Genomic DNA, 19,987 nt, shown 5'->3' on the forward strand with positions numbered 1-19,987 from the left:
TTGCCGCCGATCTCCTGGATAACCTTCTTCTTCGCGCCACGCGCTATCTCGATGTCGCTCTTTACGTCGGCCATGGATTGTTCCCTCGGGGTTCGATCTGATTTGCCGGAGCTTGGTCGCCCGGCGCTTTGTCGCGTGCATAGAAGCCCGAGAGGGAAGGGGTGCGCCGTCTCAAAACAGCCGCGCAATACACGGATTGCGACAGGGCGCAGCGACCGTCGGCGAATGCCGAAATCGCGACGGTTCAGGCCGTCGCGATGCTCATTCCAATTGCGTCTCGGGCTATCAGCCGCTGATATTTCACCGCTCGGCCGCTGCTAGCGGTCAAGCACCTGGCGAATTTCGACGATCTGGGAACGGGCGCGCAGTAGGTTGAAGCCCATCGTCGCCAGATGCGACGGGAAGATGAAGCTGGACTCGTTGCCGTTGGAGATGATCCAGGGCTGCATGTTGAGCGCGTCGCGCATCTGGGTCTGCATCGTATCCCACAGCGTGGTGATGTTGCGCTCGCGGATGACCGCCGAAAAATCCGTGCGGGTCGCGTGCAGCATGCCGTAATAGGCGTAGAGCTGGCCGTAGGCGAACCAGAAGCGGTCGTCGGCGCGCGGATCGAACCAGCCGGCGTCGGAGGCCTCGAGCTGGCTGCGCAGAATATCGGAAGTGGAGCCGATGTCGCCGGAAATGCGGTCGAGGAACTGGAGCAAATTGTCGGCGCGCGCGTCGAATGTCGCCTCGCATTTCTCCAGGCTGGTATTGAAGGTGCGAAGCTTGGTGATCGCCTCGCGATAGACGCTGGGTGTCGGGCGGGTCGGGCCGCGCAGGCCGACATACCAGGCGTCCTCGTCCCAGGCGAGCGCGGTGCGGGCGTCCTGCAGGTTCTGGTCTATGCGCGAGGTGCCGCGTGCACGGCCAAGAGCATCGACTAGCTCCGTCGTGGTGCGGCGCAGAACCTGATTGATGCCGAGCTGGAAGGCGGCCTTGTTGTCGAAGAAGGGCGTGTTGCGCCACGGCACTCCAAAGAAGCCCATCTTCGAGGCAAGCATGGAGGAAATCCACGCGTTCCTGTTGACGTTGAAGTCGATGAGATCGGCCGAAACGGCAGCAATCTCGGAACGCTTGCAGGTTTGAGGCGCGGTCTGCGCGGTCGTCGTACCGCTCGCTCCACCTGTCGCGGGCTGTCCGGTCTGACTGGTACCAGTGCTATCCGCCGCAATCGGATCGCCGGCAACGGCGTTCGTCGCCTTGGCGGTGGTGGAGGTCGCGGCTATGCGGGTCGGATAGTCGGGATCGAAGCCGTTCCAGACCTGGGTGACGTAGAAGAAATAGCCGTAGAGGAAGACGAAGCCAACCAGGATCAGCCCGAGCACGGCCCGTAGAATGAGGCCGCGATTGCCATACCAGCGGCCGGCCCACATAAAGGGCCACAACAGGATGCCGATGAGCAGGCCGATGCCGCGGCCGATCCATTGGAAGACCCAGGTGAAGAAGTTCACGATCGGATCAAGCATCTGGTCCCCCTCGTAGCTGCGAAGCACTGGTGCCGAACGGACGCCGCATCACGCCTTGTCCGACAGGCCGTAAAGGCGCGCGCGAAACGCATTCTTGTCTTTCAGATATGTGGTTTTCAAGAGGTCCACAACATGGGATCGCCATGGCGCGGTGAAGCTCTCGTAATCCTTGTAGAAGCCCTGCTTGTTGAAAACATAGCGCGAGATGAAATCGGCCGGCACGAAATCCGAGATCAGACGGTTGGTCAGCCAGGCGTCGGGGTGGTCCGGCTTGGCGCGCACCACCAGGAAACGGTGCAGCGGATCGACGTCATCAAGCTTGAGCTGGCCGAACTGCGCGATCTGGCGCTTGGCGGCGTTGAGGAAGGGAAAAGTGCCGTCGCGGTTGATCAGGTCGGCATGGCCGTGAATCCATGTCTGGAGCCAGACCTTGTCGGCATTGGCGAGGCTGCGCTCGGGCTCGGACTGGCGGATAAGCGAAAGGATCGCCATTTCGGCGCGATGCTCGAGATAGTTCGATGCCTCGATCCATGAGGCGCGCGGCAGTTCGAGCCGGCCTGTCGAAGCGAGGAAACGGAAGACGCGGTCGGCGTCGTCGATCGACAGGTAGCTGACCTGCCACGGCCGCGAGCGGCGGAAACCGGGAGCCGACGGGTCGCTGATGACGGTCGTCATGTCGCGGTCGACGAAGACGTAGAGCCCGCCGAAATGGCTGGTCCAATAGGCGTTGTGGCGGAAAATGACCTGGTCCGGCACCAGCGCGTTTTCGCGGATGTCACCGGTGACCTTGGCCAGCTCCACCATGCGCTCCAGCATGGCGCTGTCGCGCCATGCATCAGGCTCCTGCTTCAGCCTGTCGACCAGCGTGCCGAGTTCGGCCGCCTTGCCGAGCACGTCCTCGCCCGACAGGACGCGGAACTCGACCTGATTGATGGACAGCAGGTCCTCGATGTCTTCGACCTTGGAGACCGAATCTTCGATCTCGCCGTAGATGACGTCCTTGATCGTCAGGGCGTCGATGGCGCGGGAGTTCTTGGTGAAGAACTCGTAGAGCAGCTGCGAGGTGTTGGAAAAGGCGGTGTGGACGACCGGCAGGTCGGCCTGCGCCGGGGTGAGGATGATGAAGCGGCGGTTGACCTCGTTGGGGTCGAGATAGAGCCGGTCATCCAGTTCCTCGGCGATCTGTGGGGAAAAGCCCGAGCGGTCGATCTCGAAGGATTTCAGCTTCGTCGGCTTCAGCCCGAACGCCTTCAGCGCCTTGTTGTAGCGCTCGATAAGATGCGGCTCCTCGACCGGCAGCAGGCGGCCGTAGATGAGATCGTTGTCGCGGAGGAGGTCCATCAGGATTGCCCCTCACTTTTTTCCCGCAGAGACGGGGAAAAGTAGATCACAAACGATGACGCCCCCCTCTCCCCGTTTTTCACGGGGAGAGGGTAAGGGTGAGGGGCAGCGAAACGGCTCAACAGAGAATCTCCCGGTAGGTCGACGCTGCTATAAATCGCAAATCCTGGGCCTCGACGGGATCCAGCCGGCGCTCAAGGGCGGCTATGATCGTGTCAATCACAGCATCTCGCTCAGTCAGTGCATCCGTGTTCCAGAACCGCAAGACGGACCATCCTTCAGCAATCATGAACTGATCGCGTCGCCGATCATATTCGTTGTCTAGATGCTGGCTGCCATCGAGTTCAACCACCAACCGCCCTTCGCGGCAGGCAAAGTCGGCGAAATATGGCCCGATCGGAAGCTGTCGCGTAAACTTGGCACCGTTCGCCTGTCGACCCTTCAGGTCTGACCACAATGCGCGTTCGGCATCATTGTCTGCCTTGCGCAGGGATCGTGCTCGGTTGGTTCGCGATGACTCCGGTCCGCGCATCAAGAGGCCCCTCACCCTTACCCTCTCCCCGTGAATGACGGGGAGAGGGGGGCGTCAGCGTTGGAGCTTAGTCCTTCTCCCTGCATCCGAAGAGAAGGTGCCGGCAGGCGGAGCAGGGGCAAAGATTCCTCACGCATTCCAAGCCCCCTTGGCCTTCAATCCCTCGATCTCGCGGATTGCCCGCTCGCGCAGTCTTGTGTCGCGGATCATTTTTTCGACGGCGGCGTCGTCGGAGCGGTCGGAGTAGCGGAATTCGGAATCGGCGTAGCGGTTGATCTCCTGCATGACCATGTCCATCGAGAACGGTCCGCGCAGTTCCTCGATCATGGCTTTCTTTTCGTCGTAGCCCTTGTGCATGAAGGCTTCCGGCTTCTCGAACCACTCGTCCGGAAGCTCGATGTCCATTGCGCGCATCTTGATGGCGTCGGTGACGTTCTTGATGGCGCGGCCGGTGAAGCGCGGCTCGGCCTCCTTGATCTGGTGCAGATAGGTGCCGACATCGGCCATGGTCTTGGGCTCGCCGTTCTCCTTCATGAAGCGGTCGTAGACTTTTACCAGCCCGTCCTCATGCGGTTTGGAGTAACCTTCATAGGCGTTCTCGACCGCGCGCTGGATTTCCTGCGCGGCGTAAAGCTCATGCTTGCCGAGGGGGATCTTGTGGTTCTTGCCGGCGAGAAGGACGAAGATGTCGATGTAGTCGTCGCGGCTCTGCGGCCCGTCGACAAGCCAGCGGGCGCCGGCGCGCTGGCGCAGCGCGTCGTCGACATTTTCGGGATAGTTGGAAAACATGCCGAAGGAGCAATTGCCGCGAATGACGGTGGAGGCACCCGAAAAGGCCTCCATCAGCACGCCGGTGATTTCCTGCTGACCGGCTGAGGCGCGGTCGTCGGAGCGCTTGGCGGCAACCTGGTCGATGTCGTCGACCGTGCCGAAGCCGATGGCCCGCGGGTTCAGCACGTTGGTGATGAACTGCTTGCAGTTCTGGCCGGACTTGCCCTGATAGGACGAGATCTGGTCGACGCCGAAATTCTCGTAGACGAACTGATAGCCGGCGGTCTGGCAATAGCCGTGGAGCAGGCCGGCGATCATCTGGATCAGCGTCGTCTTGCCGGTGCCGGGCGAGCCGTCGCCGATGAAGGTGAAGAGGAAGCCGCCGAGCTCGACGAAAGGGTTCAGCTCGCGGTCGAAATCATAGGCCATCAGCATCTTGGCGAGCTTGACCGACTGGTATTTGGCGATGTGGTTGCCGACGACCTCGTCCGGCTTCTTGAAGGTCATCACCAGCGGCTTCGACTTCTTGCCCGGGGCGACGTCGAAGCCATCGATGGTGAAATCGTCGGCGTCGATGCGAATATGCGCGTTCTCGAAGGTGCCGAGGCCGTCGAAGCGGCCCTTTCGCGTCAGCAGGCCGTCGATCGCCGTGCGGGCAAAGGCGCGGGCGCGCGTCATCAGGTCGGCGTCGTCCCTGGCGCCGGAAATGGCGCGGTCGAGGCCGGCAATTAGCGCTTTCAGCGCGTCCTGCGCGGTGTCGAACAGGAAGTCCGGCTCGGCGATGTCGTTGGGGGCCTCGCCGTCGGCGTCGATGGTCTGGAGGAGGTAAGATGCAAGCGTGAAGGCCGAGACATAGGCCGAGGCCGAGAGCAGCTTCTTGAAATGCGTAGCCTCGTCGCCTTCCAGCGGCGCGCGGGCGTTTTTCGCCTGCAGGCTTTCGAGGTCGCCGCCGCGCGCGAAGACGTCTGCGACGGCCAGCGCGATGGCAAGCCCGCGCCGGGCACGATAGAGCAGCGTGTGCTGCGAAATGCTCATCAGCTGGTCGTCGGGGCGGATTGCGCCGACGGTTTTGGCAAGCTCGATCTCGCGGGTCTTGCGGACCGAGCCGGTGGAGACGGTGGAGAGGAAGCGGCGGTTGGTGCCGGCAAGTGCTGTGCCGGACTGGCCGGACGAATCCTCCAGCACGACGATGCGCGTGATGAAGCTCTGCACGGTGGCGCGATGCTTTTCGATATCGGCTTCGGGAATGGTGGTCAGGCCGGTGTCCATTTTAGGCATCCCGCTTGTGATCGAAGATAAAGCTGATCCGCTGACTTTGGCGCTGCCCCTCACCCTTACCCTCTCCCCGTGAAAAACGGGGAGAGGGGGGCGTCAACGTTGGAGCTTCGCTCACAGAAGGAGATTGGCCGCAACGCCGACGCCCTCCTCTCCCCGTTCTTACGGGGAAAGGGTGAGGGTGAGGGGCAGCGTCGGCTCTCGACAGGATCACTCTAAACATCCGAAATCACCTGTCCGTTCGACAGGATGTGGACCTTGTAGCCGCCGAAAATCTTTTCCGTTTCGCCCGCGGCGTAGAGCGCCTGATAGGCCTCGTGCGGGATCAGGGCGTGTTTTTCGTAGTCGCTGACGCCCTGGCGGGCGGCTTCGAGGTCGTCGGTGTTGATGAAGAATTCCTGGGTCGCCTTCTCGCTCGACCAGAGACCGCGGCGGCCGGGCTTTTCGCCCTTGGAATAGATTTCCTGGATGGTCCAGGTCAGCAGCCAGGCGTTTTCGGGTTTGCGCACCTTGGAAAGCACTTCGGCGACGGACGAATTGTGCTCGGTGATGCCGGCCGAATAGAAGGGTCCGAGCACGACGCGGCGCAGCTGCTTGGGATGCAGCGTCTCGAAATCCTTGTCGAGGTTGTTGGCGATGGTTGCCGGCGACAGCGTATAGGCCGAATTCTTCTCGGTGAAATCGTCGAAGCGGTGGGCGAGCTCGGGGTTGAGCAGCCCGTCGACCGGAAGCGGAATCTTCACCTTTTCGTTGAGCTTGCCGTCGCTGGTGACAAGCTGTCTGACCATGCCGTCGGAAGAATCCTCCACCGTCGCCATGTAGATCAGCGGCAGGTTGGCGCTGCCGTCGAACGACGCCCAATGGACGAGGTAATAGGGCCGCCCAGTCTTGGGATTGACGGAGACTTTGGCCGTCTGGGCCAGAAGAAACGGCCCGAAGACCGCGCCATCCTCGACATCTTCCAGATAGAGCCGCTCGGCCATGGAGCGCTGGAGGGCCTGCGGAAACGCCTTGTGGCGCAGGATGAAGTCGGCCATCTCGCCGCGCAATTCCTTGGGCGAAGGGATTGCGGCGAGGCGCTCGGTGGCCGTGCGGCGGTCGTTTTCCAGTTCGAGTACGTTCTGGAAGATTGGAAAGCCGCTTTCAGCGCGCGATATCTTGAAGGTCTCCATGAAGCCGAGGCGATTGCGCCAGCAGGAGAAGGATTTCTCCAGCCGCGCTATGTATTCGGCCACGACTTTGGCGACGATGCCATGCCGGTAGAGCGGCGAGCGATCGTCGCGCATGAAGATTTCGAGGCCGCTGAGGGCTGCGCGAATGGCATCGAAATAGCGTGTGGCAGCGTCGGTTTCGGCGCTCATGCGGGTATGCCGGGCCTAGGTCCGCACATAGTCCGAGGCGTTGTGCTTCTTAAGCACTTCCTCGAAGCGGCGGGCGAAGGCGTCGTCGGCGAGCTTCTTGCGGCGCTGGATGTCGGAGGTCGCGACCATGTTCTTCTCATGCATTTCGAGAAGGTCGCCGATGTGCTTCTGCGCGGCAGCACCTATGCCGGCCATGGTTTCCTCGGCAGTGTTGTCGACCTGACTGCCCAGCGTGTTGATCTTGTGAGCGACATCCTGCTGCGCGGCGGTCTTCAATGAGTCCTCCAGCGCCTTGTAGAGGACGATGCGCTGCTCGGTGTCGATGGTCAGCTTGTTGATCAGCGTGTTTTGCGCCGCGATCTGGTTGTTGAGCGAATCGACGAAGGTCTGGAACATCGAGGTGTAGCGTTCCAGCGTCTGGCTCTCGGCCAGCAGCTCCTGCTCCTTGGCCTGTTTTTCGTTGTATTCGGTCGCCAGCTTCGAGCGGTCGCCCTCAAGCTGGGTGCGCTCCTTCTGGCTGGTGGAGGCCGCGATCTTGTTCTCGATGTCGAGCAGCAGCGGGTTCAGTTCCTCGATGCGCTTCTGGGTAGCCTCAAGATTGGTCATCGTGACCTTGCGGCGCTCGATAACCTGGGCGAGGCTGGCTTCGGAGGTCTTGTAGCGGGCGTCCAGAACCTGCTTCTGCGCCTTCAGGATGCCGACGATGGTGTCGGACTTGGCCAGAAGCTCCTGGAGATTGCCGGCGAGCGACATGTTGCGGACGCGGTCGGTGCGCATGCGCTGCTTCTTCTGGGCCGAAAAGATGCCGACGAAGCTTTCCCAGCCGGTGTAGTTCTTCATGCTCTCGAACTCGGTGCCGAAGACGTTGGTGGCGTCTTCCAGCCCGATGATCAGGTCGGCGATGTTGCCTTCCATCACCTTCTGCTGCTTCAGCACGTCCTCGATGCGGGCGTTCTCGATATCGAAATCGGCAGAACCGATCTTCTGGTCGGAGGTGGCGAGCTTTTCCAGCACGGTGCTGGACTGGTCGATCTTGGTGCGCATGTCATCGACGACCTGTTTGGTCTTCGCAATCTCGGCGTCGAAATTCTGCAAGGTCGCCATAATGTCCCTCCGGGTGGCCTGCTCAGGTCGGGCCAATATAGGGTTGGGCCGTATCGATTGAAAGACGGCAGGCGCGCGTTTTGGGAGCAGTTGCAGCAATCTACACCGGATGGTTGATCCTGCAGTGTCGCACACAGATAAGCGAGCGGCGCGGCTCGCCCCGCCTTACCGCTTGAAACCACACCAAAATGGTGTTTGGCTTAAGGATACGAACGGCAAGAAATCGTAGCTGCTGCCGCACAAGAATCACAATGGGAGAATTCCATGAATATGAAAGCACTCGCTGCCGGCGTTGGCCTGGTGGCATTTTTGGCGTCCGGTGTCGCGTCTGCCGCCGATCCTGAAAGCTGCAAGACCGTTCGGCTCTCCGATGTCGGCTGGACCGACATCCAGGCGACCACGGGCGTGGCCTCGGTGCTGCTGACCGCGCTCGGCTATGAGCCGCAGGTCATCCAGCTGTCGGTGCCGGTGACCTATGCGTCGCTGAAGAACAAGGATCTCGACGTCTTCCTCGGCAACTGGATGCCGTCGATGACCAGCGACATCAAGGAATACACCGCCGATGGTTCGGTCGAGACCGTCAGCGAAAACCTGACCGGCGCGGGCTACGGCATCGTCGTGCCGACCTATGTCGCCGAAGCCGGCGTCAAGACGCTGACCGACCTCGGCAAGTTCAAGGACAAGTTCGACGGCAAGATCTACGGCATCGAAGCCGGCAATGACGGCAACCGAATCATCCTCGACATGATCAAGAACCCGGCCGACAATCTCGAAGGCTTCGAGCTGGTCGAATCGTCCGAAGCCGGCATGCTCACCCAGGCCGAGCAGTCGATGAAGAACAACGAATGGATCGCCTTCCTCGGCTGGACGCCGCATCCGGTGATGGGCGCGATGAAGATCACCTATCTCGACGGCATGGGCGATTCGGGCTTTGGTGCCGCCACCGTCAGCACCAATGTGCGCAAGGGCTACCTGACCGAGTGCCCGAATGCCGGCAAGTTCATCGCCAACCTCAAGTTCAATCTGGACATGGAAGGCGAGATGATGGACGCGATCCTGAAGGGCAGCGATGCCAACACGGTCGCGACCGACTGGCTGAAGAAGAACCCGGACGCCGTCACGCCCTGGATCGCCGGCGTAACCACCTTCGACGGCGGCGATGCGGCCGCTGCGGTGAAGACCGCGCTTGGCAGCTGAAACAGCCTGCAAAGGCATGAAGTGAAGCAAGGGCGCAGCCGTCGGAAAGCCGGCTGCGCCGTTTTGTTCCAAAGCACATGACCGTCGAGACGGCGGGAGAGGGACGCAATGGATCCGGTTTCGCAATTCCTGGCCAGCTACAAGATTCCGATCGGTGCCTGGGGCAAGGCGTTCTTCACCTTCCTGACCGACAATTTTGACGCGATCTTCCGCGGCTTTTCGAACGGCCTCAACTTCCTTCTCAACGGCATCGTCGATGGTTTGCTGATGGTGCCGCCGGTGCTGCTGGTGCTGATCATCGCGGGCATCGCCTTTTTCCTGCAACGCTCGCGGCCCTTGGCAATCGGCGTCGCACTCGGGCTGCTCTTCATCATCAACCAGGGCCTGTGGAAGCAGACGGTGCAGACGCTGGTGCTGGTGGTGGCCGCTGCCGCAGCCTCGATGGCCATCGGCGTACCGCTCGGCATCTGGGCCGCGCACAAGCCGAAGGTCTATCGCATCATGTTGCCGGTGCTGGACCTGATGCAGACACTGCCGACCTTCGTCTATCTCATCCCTGTGCTAACCCTATTCGGCCTCGGCAATGCGCCGGGCCTGATCGTCACCATCATCTTCGTCATCCCGACCGCCGTGCGGTTGACGCATCTGGGCGTCGTCTCGGTGCCGACCGCGATCGTCGAGGCCGGCGAAGCCTTCGGCGCGACCAAGCGGCAACTGCTGTGGAAGGTGGAACTGCCGGCGGCCCTGCCGACCATCATGGCTGGGCTGACCCAGTGCATCATGCTGTCGCTGTCGATGGTGGTGTTTGCAGCCCTTATCGGCGCCGGCGGGCTCGGCACCGAAATCAACCGCGCGCTCGGTTCGCGCAGGATCGACCTCGGGCTTGAGGCGGGCCTGGCAATCGTCGTGCTCGCCATCGTGCTCGACCGCATGACGCGCATCGGCGTCGGAGGCAAGAAATGAACGTTGCCGTAGATTTCAAAAATGTCGACATCATCTTCGGCCCGGACACGGCCGATGCGCTGGCCATGGTCGACAAGGGCGCCAGCCGTTCGGAAATCCTGGAAAAGACCGGCAATGTGCTGGGCTGCGCCGGGGCAAATCTCACCGTCCACGAGGGCGAGATTTCGGTGCTGATGGGCCTGTCCGGTTCGGGCAAGTCGACGCTGCTGCGCGCCGTCAACCGGCTCAACGTCGTTTCCCGCGGGCAGGTGCTGGTCAAGGATGGCGACAAGACTGTCGATGTCGTGACCTGCGACGAGGCGACCTTGCGCCGCCTGCGCCAGAAGCAGGTGGCCATGGTGTTCCAGCAATTCGGCCTGCTGCCGTGGCGCACCGTGGAGGAAAATGTCGGCCTCGGGCTCGAGCTTGCCGGCATGCCGGAGGCGGAGCGCAAGCTCAAGGTCGGCAAGCAGCTCGAGCTGGTCAACCTGACGCCATGGGCGAAGAAATACGCCCATGAGCTCTCGGGCGGCATGCAGCAGCGCGTGGGGCTAGCGCGGGCCTTCGCCACCGAAGCGCCGATCCTGCTCATGGACGAGCCGTTTTCCGCGCTCGACCCGCTGATCCGCACCAAGCTGCAGGACGAGCTTCTGCAACTGCAGGAGAAGCTGAAGAAGACGATCATCTTCGTCAGCCACGATCTCGAAGAGGCGCTGAAGATCGGCAGCCACATCACCATCATGGAGGGCGGGCGCATCGTCCAGACCGGCGCGCCGGAAGACATCGTGCTGCGCCCGGCCAACGATTATGTCCGCGAGTTCATCTCCAACGTGAACCCGCTGTCGGTGCTGACGGCGTGGAACGTGATGCGCGACCGGCGCGATCTGGAATCGGCGGGCAAGGGCTGGCTATGGCTAGACCGGCGCCAGACGACGCGCTTCAAGATCGACAAGGACGGCATGGTGGCGGCAGCCGAACGCAACGGCCAGCCGGCGGTGTGGGTGTCCTGCGACGATATCGAGAACCTGCCCGACGATGCCCCGCAGGTGTTCTGGGCAAAGCCCGGCACCTCGCTGAAGACGGTGATGCTCGCCATGCATCGCTCACAGACCTCGCCGGTGGCGCTGTTTGATGAGCAGTCGCGGTTCGTCGGCGCGATCGGGATCAGGGATGTGTTGAGCGCGGTGCTGAGGCGGTGATCGCCATCCATGGATGGCACACCACCAGAAAATGAAGGCCGTTCAGGGATCATTTGGAAGCTGGGAAATCCCCATTTCCAACATGGCCAAGGTCATCCCGGCACTGCCGGCCCACGGAAAGTGCTTTGAGGCGACAATCGCTTCAAACACCGCCGTGGCTCCAGCTGGGTCCAAGGCATAGGTCGCGTAGGCGGCATTCAGGCGAACCTGCATGTTGGGGTGATCGTATAGGGCAAACAGCAGCCTTCGTTGGTCCCCCTGGCGGGCTCGCAATTCGCCAAGAAGCTTCTGTTTGCGGTCAAAGAGGCGGTTGAATTTCGTCGTTTCGAACGTCTCGCTGGCCTCACCTTGCGCTATGCTGATTTCAATGAAGCGCGCAACGAGTTCGTCATCCGTTATTTTCGATATCGTAGCTTTCATGGTTTGAGCCCCGGTAGCGTCAAGACCATCCTGACTTAGGTTTTCAAGGTTTGCTACGCGGTAGACCATCCGGCCCGAGTGTGCGAAACTCGATGATCGTCGCATCCATCATCCGCGCGTCCGATGACCGACACGATCACCATTCCCCGCACGAAAACCAAGCCTGAGACCGAGCGGCCTAAGCTGCACAAGGTTATCCTGATCAATGACGATTTCACGCCGCGTGAGTTCGTCGTGCGGGTGCTGAAGGCCGAGTTTCGCATGAGCGAGGATCAGGCGCATTGTGTGATGATCACTGCGCACCAGCGCGGCGTCTGCGTGGTGGCGGTGTTTACGAAGGATGTGGCCGAGACCAAGGCGACGCGCGCCACCGATGCGGGCAAGGCGGCGGGCTATCCGCTGATGTTTACGACTGAGCCGGAGGAGTGAAGCGCGCCGGCGTTTTCTCCCCCCTCGAGGGGGGAGATGGCTGCGAAGCAGCCAGAGGGGGTCGGTTAAGGCAGCGCGCGGCGCAAAGGACCGTCGAGCACTGCGGCGACCCCACCCGGCCCTACGGGCCACCCTCCCCTCAAGGGGGAGGGGACCGTCCTCGACCTACCCAGCCGGCTGCTTGGTCTTGCGCAGGTAGGGCAGGATGGTGTCGAAGGCGCCGAAGCGCTTGATGGCGTCTTCGTTGGAGACGGCGGCGGTGATTATGACGTCTTCGCCCTGCTGCCAGTTGGCCGGCGTCGCCACCTGGTGCTTGGCGGTGAGCTGGATGGAATCGATGGCGCGCAGGATTTCGTTGAAGTTGCGGCCGGTGGTCATGGGGTAGGTGAGGATGAGCTTGATCTTCTTGTCCGGGCCGATGACGTAGACCGAGCGCACCGTGGCGTTGTCGGCGGGCGTGCGGCCTTCGGAGCTGTCGCCGGCGCCCTCGGGCAGCATGTCGTATAGCTTGGCGATCTTGAGGTTATTGTCGCCGATCAGCGGATAGTCGACGCTGAAGCCGGTCGCGGTCTTGATGTCGTCCTTCCACTTGGCGTGGCTTTCGACCGGATCGACCGAGATGCCGATGATCTTGACGCCACGCTTGCGGAATTCGCCTTCGAGGCCAGCCATGGTGCCGAGTTCGGTGGTGCAGACGGGCGTGAAATTCTTCGGATGCGAGAACAGCACGGCCCAGCCGTCGCCGATCCAGTCGTGGAACTTGACCGTGCCTTGGGTGGTCTCGGCGGTGAAATCGGGGGCGGTTTCGTTGATGCGCAGGCCCATGGCTCGCTCCTCTTGGTTAGTCACTGTTGGTTGGCCGCCCACGATAGCGCAATCCGCGCGATTTTGGAGGCCGAAACGGGCTCTATCAGGTCTTCGGGAGAACGACCAAGGCGGATTTTCCACCTTTGGAGGAAAAACATACTCCGATTGGGGGAGGGCTTACCCCTCGGCCCTACCGCCCCTCGCGGTACCACATGGAGCCGAGCGCCAGGAGCAGCAGGCCGAGACCGAAGAAGCCGCCGAACATCGGCACGCGGCTGACCGATTTCAGCACGCTGTCATTGGTGGTGCGCAGGCCGATCCAGTCGCGGCCGGAGGCTTCCGCCGTGCCGCGTACCGGCACGACGCTCGGCACGCTGATGCCGGTCAGGCCGGCGAGCCGGCGCACGCTGCCGCCGCTCGCCTCGACTGCCGGGCGCACGATGTTTTCCGTCGAGATGACGTCGGCGAATTCCGGTGCGTTGATCGGGCCGATATGGGCAAGTGCGGTGAGATCGCCATTGGCGACCTGATAGAGGCCGATCTCGTTGGTCTCGACGCTGCCGGCGAAGATACCGGGCTCGGATTGCGCAAGCGGCACGGTCATGGCCTTGCCCGAAGGCGTGATGACCTGCGCGGCACCGGGGTCGTCGCTCATCGTCTGGCGGCGCACGTCCAGCGTCATGCCGCGGCCATTGGCGGTGAGGCGTTCTTCCTCGAGTTCCGGTTCCTTCATCAGCCAGTGGGCGATGCGGCGATAGAGCGAGACATGCGGGCCGCCGCCCTCGAAGCCGCGCGCCCACAGCCAGCCCTGATCGGACAGGAACATGCCGACGCGGCCTTCGCCCTTGCGGTCGAGCAGCAGCAGCGGACGGTCGTCGGGGCCCTTCATCACCACCTCGCCCTCGGGCCGGTCGATACCGATGAGGCGGAACCAGCGGCTCCATTTGGGCGGCTCGGTGCCGGAGCCTTCGAGGCCGCGCGTGACGGGATGGCGTTTGCCGACGTCGGTCAGCCGCGGATAGAAGGCCTGATCGACGACCTCGCCGCTGGGCATCGCCGGCAGGGCCGACATCAGCGGCGTGCGCGCGATCGACTGGTCGCCGGCATATTCGGGGCCGGCGGCGATCAGCAGCGCGCCGCCCTTTTCGACATACTCGGCGATGTAGTCGTAATAGAGGATCGGCAGCACGTCGCGGTGCTGGTAGCGGTCGAAGATGATCAGGTCGAAATCGTTGATCTTGTCGACGAAGAGCTCGCGCGTCGGGAAGGCGATGAGCGACAATTCGTTGATCGGCGTGCCATCCTGCTTTTCCGGCGGCCGCAGAATGGTGAAGTGGACGAGATCGACCGAGGCGTCCGACTTGAGCAGGTTGCGCCATGTGCGCTCGCCGGCATGCGGCTCGCCCGAAACCAGCAGCACGCGCAGGTTTTCGCGGATGCCGTCGACCAGCGCGATGGCGCGGTTGTTGGTGTCGGTGAGTTCGCCGTCGACGCGGTCGATCTGAAGCTCGACGATATTGCGGCCGGCAGTCGGAATGGTGATGTCGACCGGCATTTCCTGGCCGATCGTCGCGCGCTCGACCGACACCTGCTGGCCGTTGACCGAAACGCGGACATCGACTTCGCCAGTTGCACCGCCGGTGTCCAGCACGCGGTAGGTCATGGCCAGCGGCTTGCCGACGATGCCGAAGCGCGGCGCCTTTTCGAAGCGGATGCGGCGGTCGCGCTCGTTTTCCTCGCCGGTTATCAGGGCGTGGAGCGGCGCGTGGAAATTGGGTGCTGCGGGCACGTCGTGCACCTGCCCGTCGGTGACCATGATGGCGCCGCCGATGCGCGAGGGCGGGACGTCACGGAAAGCACCGTCGAGGGCCGAGAACAGCCGCGTCTGCGTGCGCTCGTCGGCGGCATCGGCCTTGCCGGCCTCGACAACGCGCACTTCGAACTGCTTGAAGCGGGCAAGCCGCTCCTGCAGCGCGGTCACGGCCTGATCGGTCTCGGAAGTGCGGTTGCCGATGTCCTGGCTCTGGCTGCGGTCGACAATCAGCGCGACGACGCTTTGCAGGGGCTCGCGGTCTTCGTCGAGCAGGACGGGATTGATGAGCGCTGCGGCAAGGGCTGCAAGGGCTGCGAGCCGCAGCCATCCGCCGCGCTGGCGGAACCACAGGCCGAGAATGGCCAAAAGCGCCAACGGCACGATGATGGCGGCAACGAGCGGCCAGCCGAGTAGTGGTTCGAAGGAGAGGGACCAGTTGTTCACGCTACTGCCCCAGCCTTTCGAGCAGCACCGGCACGTGGACCTGATCGGATTTGTAGTTGCCGGTCAGCATGTACATGACGATGTTGACGCCGGCGCGGTAGGCATAGATGCGCTGCATCGGGTCGGCGGGCACGGTGGGCAGCATCGGCTCGCCATTGGCGTCGATGGCCCATGCGCCGGCAAAATCATTGGCGGTGATCATGATCGGCGTGACACCGTCGCCGGTGCGCACGGGGCGATGCTCGGGATTGGTTGCTTCGGCCGAGGCCTCGACCCAGAGGGGGCTGCCGTTGAAGCGGCCGGGGAAATCCGGAAGGATGAAGAAGGACTTGGTCAGCACGTGGTCGGCCGGCACCGGTTCCAGCGGCGGCACGTTGAGATTGCCGAGGATGTCGCGCAGCCGCTCGGTCGCGGGGCTGGCGGAGCCGGCATCGATGCCGGTGGAATACTGATCGCGGGTGTCGAACAGCACCGTGCCACCCTGCTGCATATAAGCGTCGATGCGCGCAATCGCCTGCTCGGTCGGCATGGCGGCGTTGGGATCGATCGGCCAGTAGATGATCGGGTAGAAGGAAAGCTCGTCCTTCGCGATGTCGACGCCGGCCGGCTTGCCGGGCTCAAGTGCGGTCTTGTCGATCAGGAAGCGGGACAGGCCGTCGAGGCCGGCGCGGCTGATGGCGTCGATGGAGGCGTCGCCGGTCAGCACATAGGCGAGGCGGGTGGTTGCGACCGCTTCGATGGCCTCGGCATCGCCCGGCTTGGCGTCCTGCGCCATGGCGTGGGAGGAGAGCGCGAACATGGCGCCGGCGGCAAGCAGGACAACCGCGGCGGAACCTGCCGCGCGGGCAGCCTTGCGGCGGCGGTTGAACATGCCGCCCATCCAGAAGACGGCGAGCGTGTCGAGAAGCATCAGCAACAGGGCAGCAGCCACGAGCGGACCTTTCAGATCCCGGGATTCGTCGAAAGCATAGCGCATTTCGGTGATCGGCGCTGCGACCTGCGGACGGACGAGCGGGGTGAAAGCCGCATCGGCACCTAACAAGTTGTGCGCAACCACGCCTTCCTCGCTGCCATAGAGGCCGGGCGGGTTTTCTATGGTGACGGGGGCGGGTCCACCCTGGCCGACAGTCAATGGCCGGGCATCGGGCGTCGGCGGCACGAGCGCGCCATTGGCTGCGATCATGCGGTAAGGGGCGAGCGAGGCAATCTGGCCTTCGGCATTTGCGGCAGCGGAGCCCTGATTGCGTGAAAGCTGGACGAGACGGCGCAGCATCTCGACGAAGCTGCCCGAGATCGGCAGGTTGGACCACGTCGCTTCCGGCGTGATGTGGAACAGCACGATGGTGCCCTTTTCGCGCTTCGCCCCGGTGACCAGCGGCGTGCCGTCGGCAAGGCTTGCCCAGGTGCGCTCGACGATATCGGCGGTGGGTTCGGCCAGCACCTGACGGCTGACGGTGACCTCGGAGGGCGGGGTCAGGTCGGCAAACGGGCCGGCGGGAAATTCGGCCACAGCCTGCGGCTCGGTCCAGGACAGCGCGCCGCCGAGCGAACGTTCGCCGAGGCGCAGGCGCACGGGCAGAAGCTCCTCGTCATTGCCGGCTGCGGCGAGGCGCGAGCCGGCGAAACGCACCAGCGTGCCGCCATTGTCGACCCATTCGATCAGTTTCTGGCGGGCAGCGTCGGGGATGGTGCCGACATCGGCCATGACGATCATCGCCGGCTTCTGGTCGAGAAGCTGCGGGATGGCGTCGGCGAGATCGGGGCTGCGCGGCTCGACCAGATCGGCGAAGGGCTCAAGCGCGCGGCGGATGTAGTAGAGCGGCGAGAGCAGGGGCTGGGCCTGATCGGCCTCGGACTGGGAGAGCAGGCCGACGCGGCGGCGCTTGGAGCTTTCATCCAGCACGCGCACCGCTCCTGCCTGGTTTTCGCCGTCGATGGCGATGGCTGCAAAATCGTTGCGCAGTTCGAACGGCACCTGCATCTGGCCGGTTGCCGTCGTTTCGCCCGCGCCGAATGTTAGCGCGGCATCGGCGATGCGGCGACCCTTGTCGTCGAAGGCCCCGGCCGTGACCTGACGCGGGCCGGCATCGCCGGGCGGACGGATTGCGGTCAGCGCGAAACCTTCGAGCTGGTTTTCTGCGGCTTTCAGCCCGACCGTGTTGAGCCGATCCGGAACGATCCAGACGACATCGGCCGGGTTCTTGCCGAGCAGCGTGTTGAATGCAGCTTCGTCGCCCTGGGCGGCGAGGCCGTCGGCAAGGATGGCGACGCTGGCGCCGGGCAGCGCTTCAAGTGCTGCGGCGACCCGCGCATAGACGGCCGGCCGGTCGGTCGGAACCGGGCGCGGCTTGGTGGCGCGCAGCTTGTCGCGGGCGGCTTCGGCGTCGAAGGGGCCGATCTCGGCATTCGGCTTTTCGGCGGTGAAGGCGAGCAGAACCGGCACGCCGGTGGAATTGGCGTCGCCGATCAGGCGCTCGGCAGTGGCGACGCGGCGGTCCCAGTCGGGAGCGCTTGCCCAGTCATTGTCGATGACCAGCGCCAGCGCGCTGCCGTTTGTCGGCAGCTTTTCGCGCGGGTTGAACACTGGCTCGGCCAGCGCCATGACGACGAGTGCGGCCATCAAAAGGCGCAGCAGCGTCAGCCACCACGGGCTCTTTTGCGGGGTTTCCTCGCGCTTCAGGACGCGGGCGAGGATTTTCAGCGGCGGGAAGACTTCCGTCTGTGGCTTCGGCGGCGTCAGCCTCAGCAGCCACCAGATGACGGGCAACGCCAGCAGGCCCCAGAGGATGGCCGGAAAGCCGAAGGAGAGCGGAAGCCAGCTCATGCGCGGACCCCGGAGGCGTAGCCGCCATCGGCGGTCAGCGCCATGTGGATGCGCACCAGTGCGTCGGAGGCGAGGCGGTCGGTATGGTTGACGGTGTAGCTCCAGCCGAGACGCTTGCACCACGCAGCCAGCTCATGGCGGCGGGCGGCATAGAGCCGCTGATAGTCCTCGCTCAGCATTTCGGCGCGGCCGGCGGTCAGCTTGTCGCCGGTCTCGGGATCGGTGAACTCGGTGCGGCCGGCATAGGGGAAGCTCTCCTCGGCCGGATCGGCAATTTCGATGAGATGGGCGCGGACGCCGTGGCGGGCGAGTACGTCGAGCCATTCCTGGGTTTCCTCGACCGGATCAAGAAAGTCGCTGGCGATAACGATGTCGGAAAAGCGGCGGATGGCGGTGAGGTCCGGCCTTGCGGGCAGGCCCGGTGCGTGGGACAGGTGCGCAGCAATGCGCTCGGCGCCGTTGCGGGCCGTGAAAGGGTCGGTGAGGCCGGGCCAGGCGATGCGCTCGCCGCTGCGCGACAGGAGCTCGGCCAGCGCAAGCGTAATCACCAGCGCGCGCGATTCCTTGGAAACGCTGGCTGTGGTCGATTTGTAGAGCATCGAGGCCGAGGGGTCGGCCCAGAGCCAGACGGTGTGGGCGGCTTCCCACTCGCGGTCGCGGACATAGGTGTGGTCGTCGCGGGCCGAGCGCCGCCAGTCGATTGCGGATTGCGACTCGCCGTCGACATAGGGGCGGAACTGCCAGAAATTCTCGCCGATGCCGCGCTTGCGCCGGCCATGCCAGCCGCCGATGACGGTGTTAACGACGCGGCGGGCCTCGATCAGCAGGTCGGGCACAAGCGAAGCGCGCATCCTTGCACGGGCAAGGGCGTCTCGCGTGCCGACCGGGGAGGAGGCCTCGCCGATGCGTGCCATCAGACCCCTTTCACCAGCCGGGCGACGACATCGCGCACGCTCATGCCTTCGGCGCGGGCGGCGAATGTCAGAGCCATGCGGTGCTGCAATACGGGTTCGGCCAATGCCTTGACGTCGTCGATGGAGGGGGCAAGGCGTCCTTCATAGAGTGCGCGGGCACGGGCGCAGAGCGTCAGCGCCTGGCTGGCGCGCGGGCCGGGGCCCCAGGCGACATGCTTGTCGGTCTCGGCATTGCCCTGACCCGGACGGGCCGAGCGGACGAGATCGAGGATCGCCTCGACCACGCTCTCGGGCACCGGCATGCGGCGGATGAGCTGCTGGATTTCCTGGAGCCGCGAAGGCGTCAGCACATTCGCCGCCTTTGCGTCCTCGACACCCGTGGTTTCGAGCAGGATGCGACGCTCAGCCTCGATATCGGGGTAGAGAATGTCGATCTGCATCAGGAAGCGGTCGAGCTGGGCTTCCGGCAGGGGATAGGTGCCTTCCTGTTCGAGCGGGTTCTGGGTGGCTAGAACGTGGAAGGGGGCGGGCAGGTCGTGGCGCGCGCCGGCTATGGTGACGTGGTACTCCTGCATCGACTGCAGCAGCGCCGACTGGGTGCGCGGCGAAGCACGGTTGATTTCGTCGGCCATGAGCAATTGCGCGAAGATCGGGCCGGGAATGAAGCGGAAGGAGCGCTTGCCGGCCTCGTCCTGCTCCATCACCTCGGAGCCGAGAATGTCGGACGGCATCAGGTCCGGCGTGAACTGGACGCGGCGCGCATCCATGCCGAGCACGATGCCCAGCGTCTCGACCAGCTTGGTCTTGGCAAGGCCGGGAACGCCGACGAGAAGCGCGTGGCCGCCGGCCAGAAGGGCGACGAGCGTGCGCTCGACGACGCTTTCCTGGCCGAAAATGACCTTGCCGACGCCGTCGCGGACCTTGGAAATGTCGGCCAGAGCCGTCTCGGCCTGCGCCACCATTTCCTTTTCGCCGATCGATGGGTCCTTGACGATTATGCTCATGCCGCTTCGATCCTCGTTTGTCTGGAACGTCGGCCGGCAACGTCCAGTGCCGCGATTCGCACGCCTATGGTGCTATTGAATGAACTTAAATCACTCATCTAG

The 19,987-nt window shown here is 63.6% G+C and carries 16 protein-coding genes; 4 read left to right on the top strand and 12 right to left on the bottom strand.

Annotated features, from left to right (window positions below; translation table 11 throughout):
- Window positions 1-317: 317 nt before the first annotated feature.
- The 6 genes from WBQ96_RS19240 to WBQ96_RS19265 all read right to left on the bottom strand — a co-directional run bounded on the left by WBQ96_RS19240 (window position 318) and on the right by WBQ96_RS19265 (window position 7,892).
- Window positions 318-1,508, bottom strand: coding sequence for a DUF2333 family protein (locus WBQ96_RS19240; RefSeq protein ID WP_336553438.1), 1,191 nt, complete (start codon window positions 1,506-1,508; stop codon window positions 318-320).
- Window positions 1,509-1,556: 48 nt separating this feature from the next.
- Window positions 1,557-2,849 carry a DUF6638 family protein gene (locus tag WBQ96_RS19245; protein ID WP_336553436.1) on the bottom strand — a complete coding sequence of 431 codons (1,293 nt, stop codon included), beginning with the start codon at window positions 2,847-2,849 and terminating at the stop codon, window positions 1,557-1,559.
- Between the two features lie 118 nt (window positions 2,850-2,967).
- The gene (locus WBQ96_RS19250) at window positions 2,968-3,381 is read right to left on the bottom strand and encodes an endonuclease domain-containing protein (protein ID WP_336553435.1); all 414 of its coding nucleotides are present in this window, start codon (window positions 3,379-3,381) and stop codon (window positions 2,968-2,970) included.
- Between the two features lie 129 nt (window positions 3,382-3,510).
- Window positions 3,511-5,421, bottom strand: a complete 1,911-nt coding sequence (locus WBQ96_RS19255; RefSeq protein WP_336553432.1) for an AAA family ATPase — start codon at window positions 5,419-5,421, stop codon at window positions 3,511-3,513.
- Between the two features lie 221 nt (window positions 5,422-5,642).
- Entirely contained in the window at window positions 5,643-6,788 is a 1,146-nt protein-coding gene (locus tag WBQ96_RS19260) for a hypothetical protein (protein ID WP_336553431.1), read from the bottom strand.
- Window positions 6,789-6,803: 15 nt separating this feature from the next.
- The gene (locus WBQ96_RS19265; protein WP_336553429.1) at window positions 6,804-7,892 is read right to left on the bottom strand and encodes a hypothetical protein; all 1,089 of its coding nucleotides are present in this window, start codon (window positions 7,890-7,892) and stop codon (window positions 6,804-6,806) included.
- 264 nt (window positions 7,893-8,156) lie between these two features.
- On the opposite strand from WBQ96_RS19265, the gene WBQ96_RS19270 reads away from it, so the two are divergent.
- The 3 genes from WBQ96_RS19270 to choV all read left to right on the top strand — a co-directional run bounded on the left by WBQ96_RS19270 (window position 8,157) and on the right by choV (window position 11,230).
- Entirely contained in the window at window positions 8,157-9,089 is a 933-nt protein-coding gene (locus tag WBQ96_RS19270; RefSeq protein ID WP_442920867.1) for a choline ABC transporter substrate-binding protein, read from the top strand.
- A 108-nt stretch (window positions 9,090-9,197) separates the two neighbouring features.
- Entirely contained in the window at window positions 9,198-10,052 is an 855-nt protein-coding gene (gene choW, locus WBQ96_RS19275; RefSeq protein WP_336553426.1) for a choline ABC transporter permease subunit, read from the top strand.
- On the top strand, window positions 10,049-11,230 hold the full coding sequence (gene choV, locus WBQ96_RS19280) for a choline ABC transporter ATP-binding protein (protein WP_336553425.1): 1,182 nt from the start codon (window positions 10,049-10,051) through the stop codon (window positions 11,228-11,230). Before choW ends, choV begins: the two co-directional genes overlap by 4 nt.
- Before the next feature lie 42 nt (window positions 11,231-11,272).
- Here choV and WBQ96_RS19285 read toward each other — a convergent pair whose 3' ends face one another.
- Window positions 11,273-11,650, bottom strand: a complete 378-nt coding sequence (locus tag WBQ96_RS19285; RefSeq protein WP_336553423.1) for a DUF2019 domain-containing protein — start codon at window positions 11,648-11,650, stop codon at window positions 11,273-11,275.
- Between the two features lie 123 nt (window positions 11,651-11,773).
- Here WBQ96_RS19285 and clpS point away from each other — a divergent pair, with 123 nt between their 5' ends.
- Window positions 11,774-12,079 carry an ATP-dependent Clp protease adapter ClpS gene (clpS, locus tag WBQ96_RS19290; protein ID WP_336553420.1) on the top strand — a complete coding sequence of 102 codons (306 nt, stop codon included), beginning with the start codon at window positions 11,774-11,776 and terminating at the stop codon, window positions 12,077-12,079.
- Window positions 12,080-12,244: 165 nt separating this feature from the next.
- Here clpS and WBQ96_RS19295 read toward each other — a convergent pair whose 3' ends face one another.
- From WBQ96_RS19295 to WBQ96_RS19315, 5 genes are all read right to left on the bottom strand, one after another.
- Window positions 12,245-12,904 carry a peroxiredoxin gene (locus WBQ96_RS19295; RefSeq protein ID WP_336553418.1) on the bottom strand — a complete coding sequence of 220 codons (660 nt, stop codon included), beginning with the start codon at window positions 12,902-12,904 and terminating at the stop codon, window positions 12,245-12,247.
- 172 nt (window positions 12,905-13,076) lie between these two features.
- Window positions 13,077-15,143 (bottom strand): hypothetical protein, encoded by a 2,067-nt coding sequence (locus WBQ96_RS19300; protein WP_336553417.1) that lies wholly within the window; start codon window positions 15,141-15,143, stop codon window positions 13,077-13,079.
- Window position 15,144: 1 nt separating this feature from the next.
- Window positions 15,145-17,967, bottom strand: coding sequence for a DUF4159 domain-containing protein (locus WBQ96_RS19305; RefSeq protein ID WP_336553416.1), 2,823 nt, complete (start codon window positions 17,965-17,967; stop codon window positions 15,145-15,147).
- Complete coding sequence (locus WBQ96_RS19310; protein ID WP_336553414.1) at window positions 17,964-18,881, bottom strand: DUF58 domain-containing protein; 918 nt, start codon at window positions 18,879-18,881, stop codon at window positions 17,964-17,966. The genes WBQ96_RS19305 and WBQ96_RS19310 overlap by 4 nt, the downstream gene beginning before the upstream one ends.
- Entirely contained in the window at window positions 18,881-19,885 is a 1,005-nt protein-coding gene (locus tag WBQ96_RS19315) for an AAA family ATPase (RefSeq protein ID WP_119815739.1), read from the bottom strand. The genes WBQ96_RS19310 and WBQ96_RS19315 overlap by 1 nt, the downstream gene beginning before the upstream one ends.
- Between the last annotated feature and the right edge of the window lie 102 nt (window positions 19,886-19,987).

This window comes from Mesorhizobium sp. CCNWLY176 (assembly GCF_037153935.1).
Taxonomy (GTDB): domain Bacteria; phylum Pseudomonadota; class Alphaproteobacteria; order Rhizobiales; family Rhizobiaceae; genus Mesorhizobium_M; species Mesorhizobium_M zhangyense.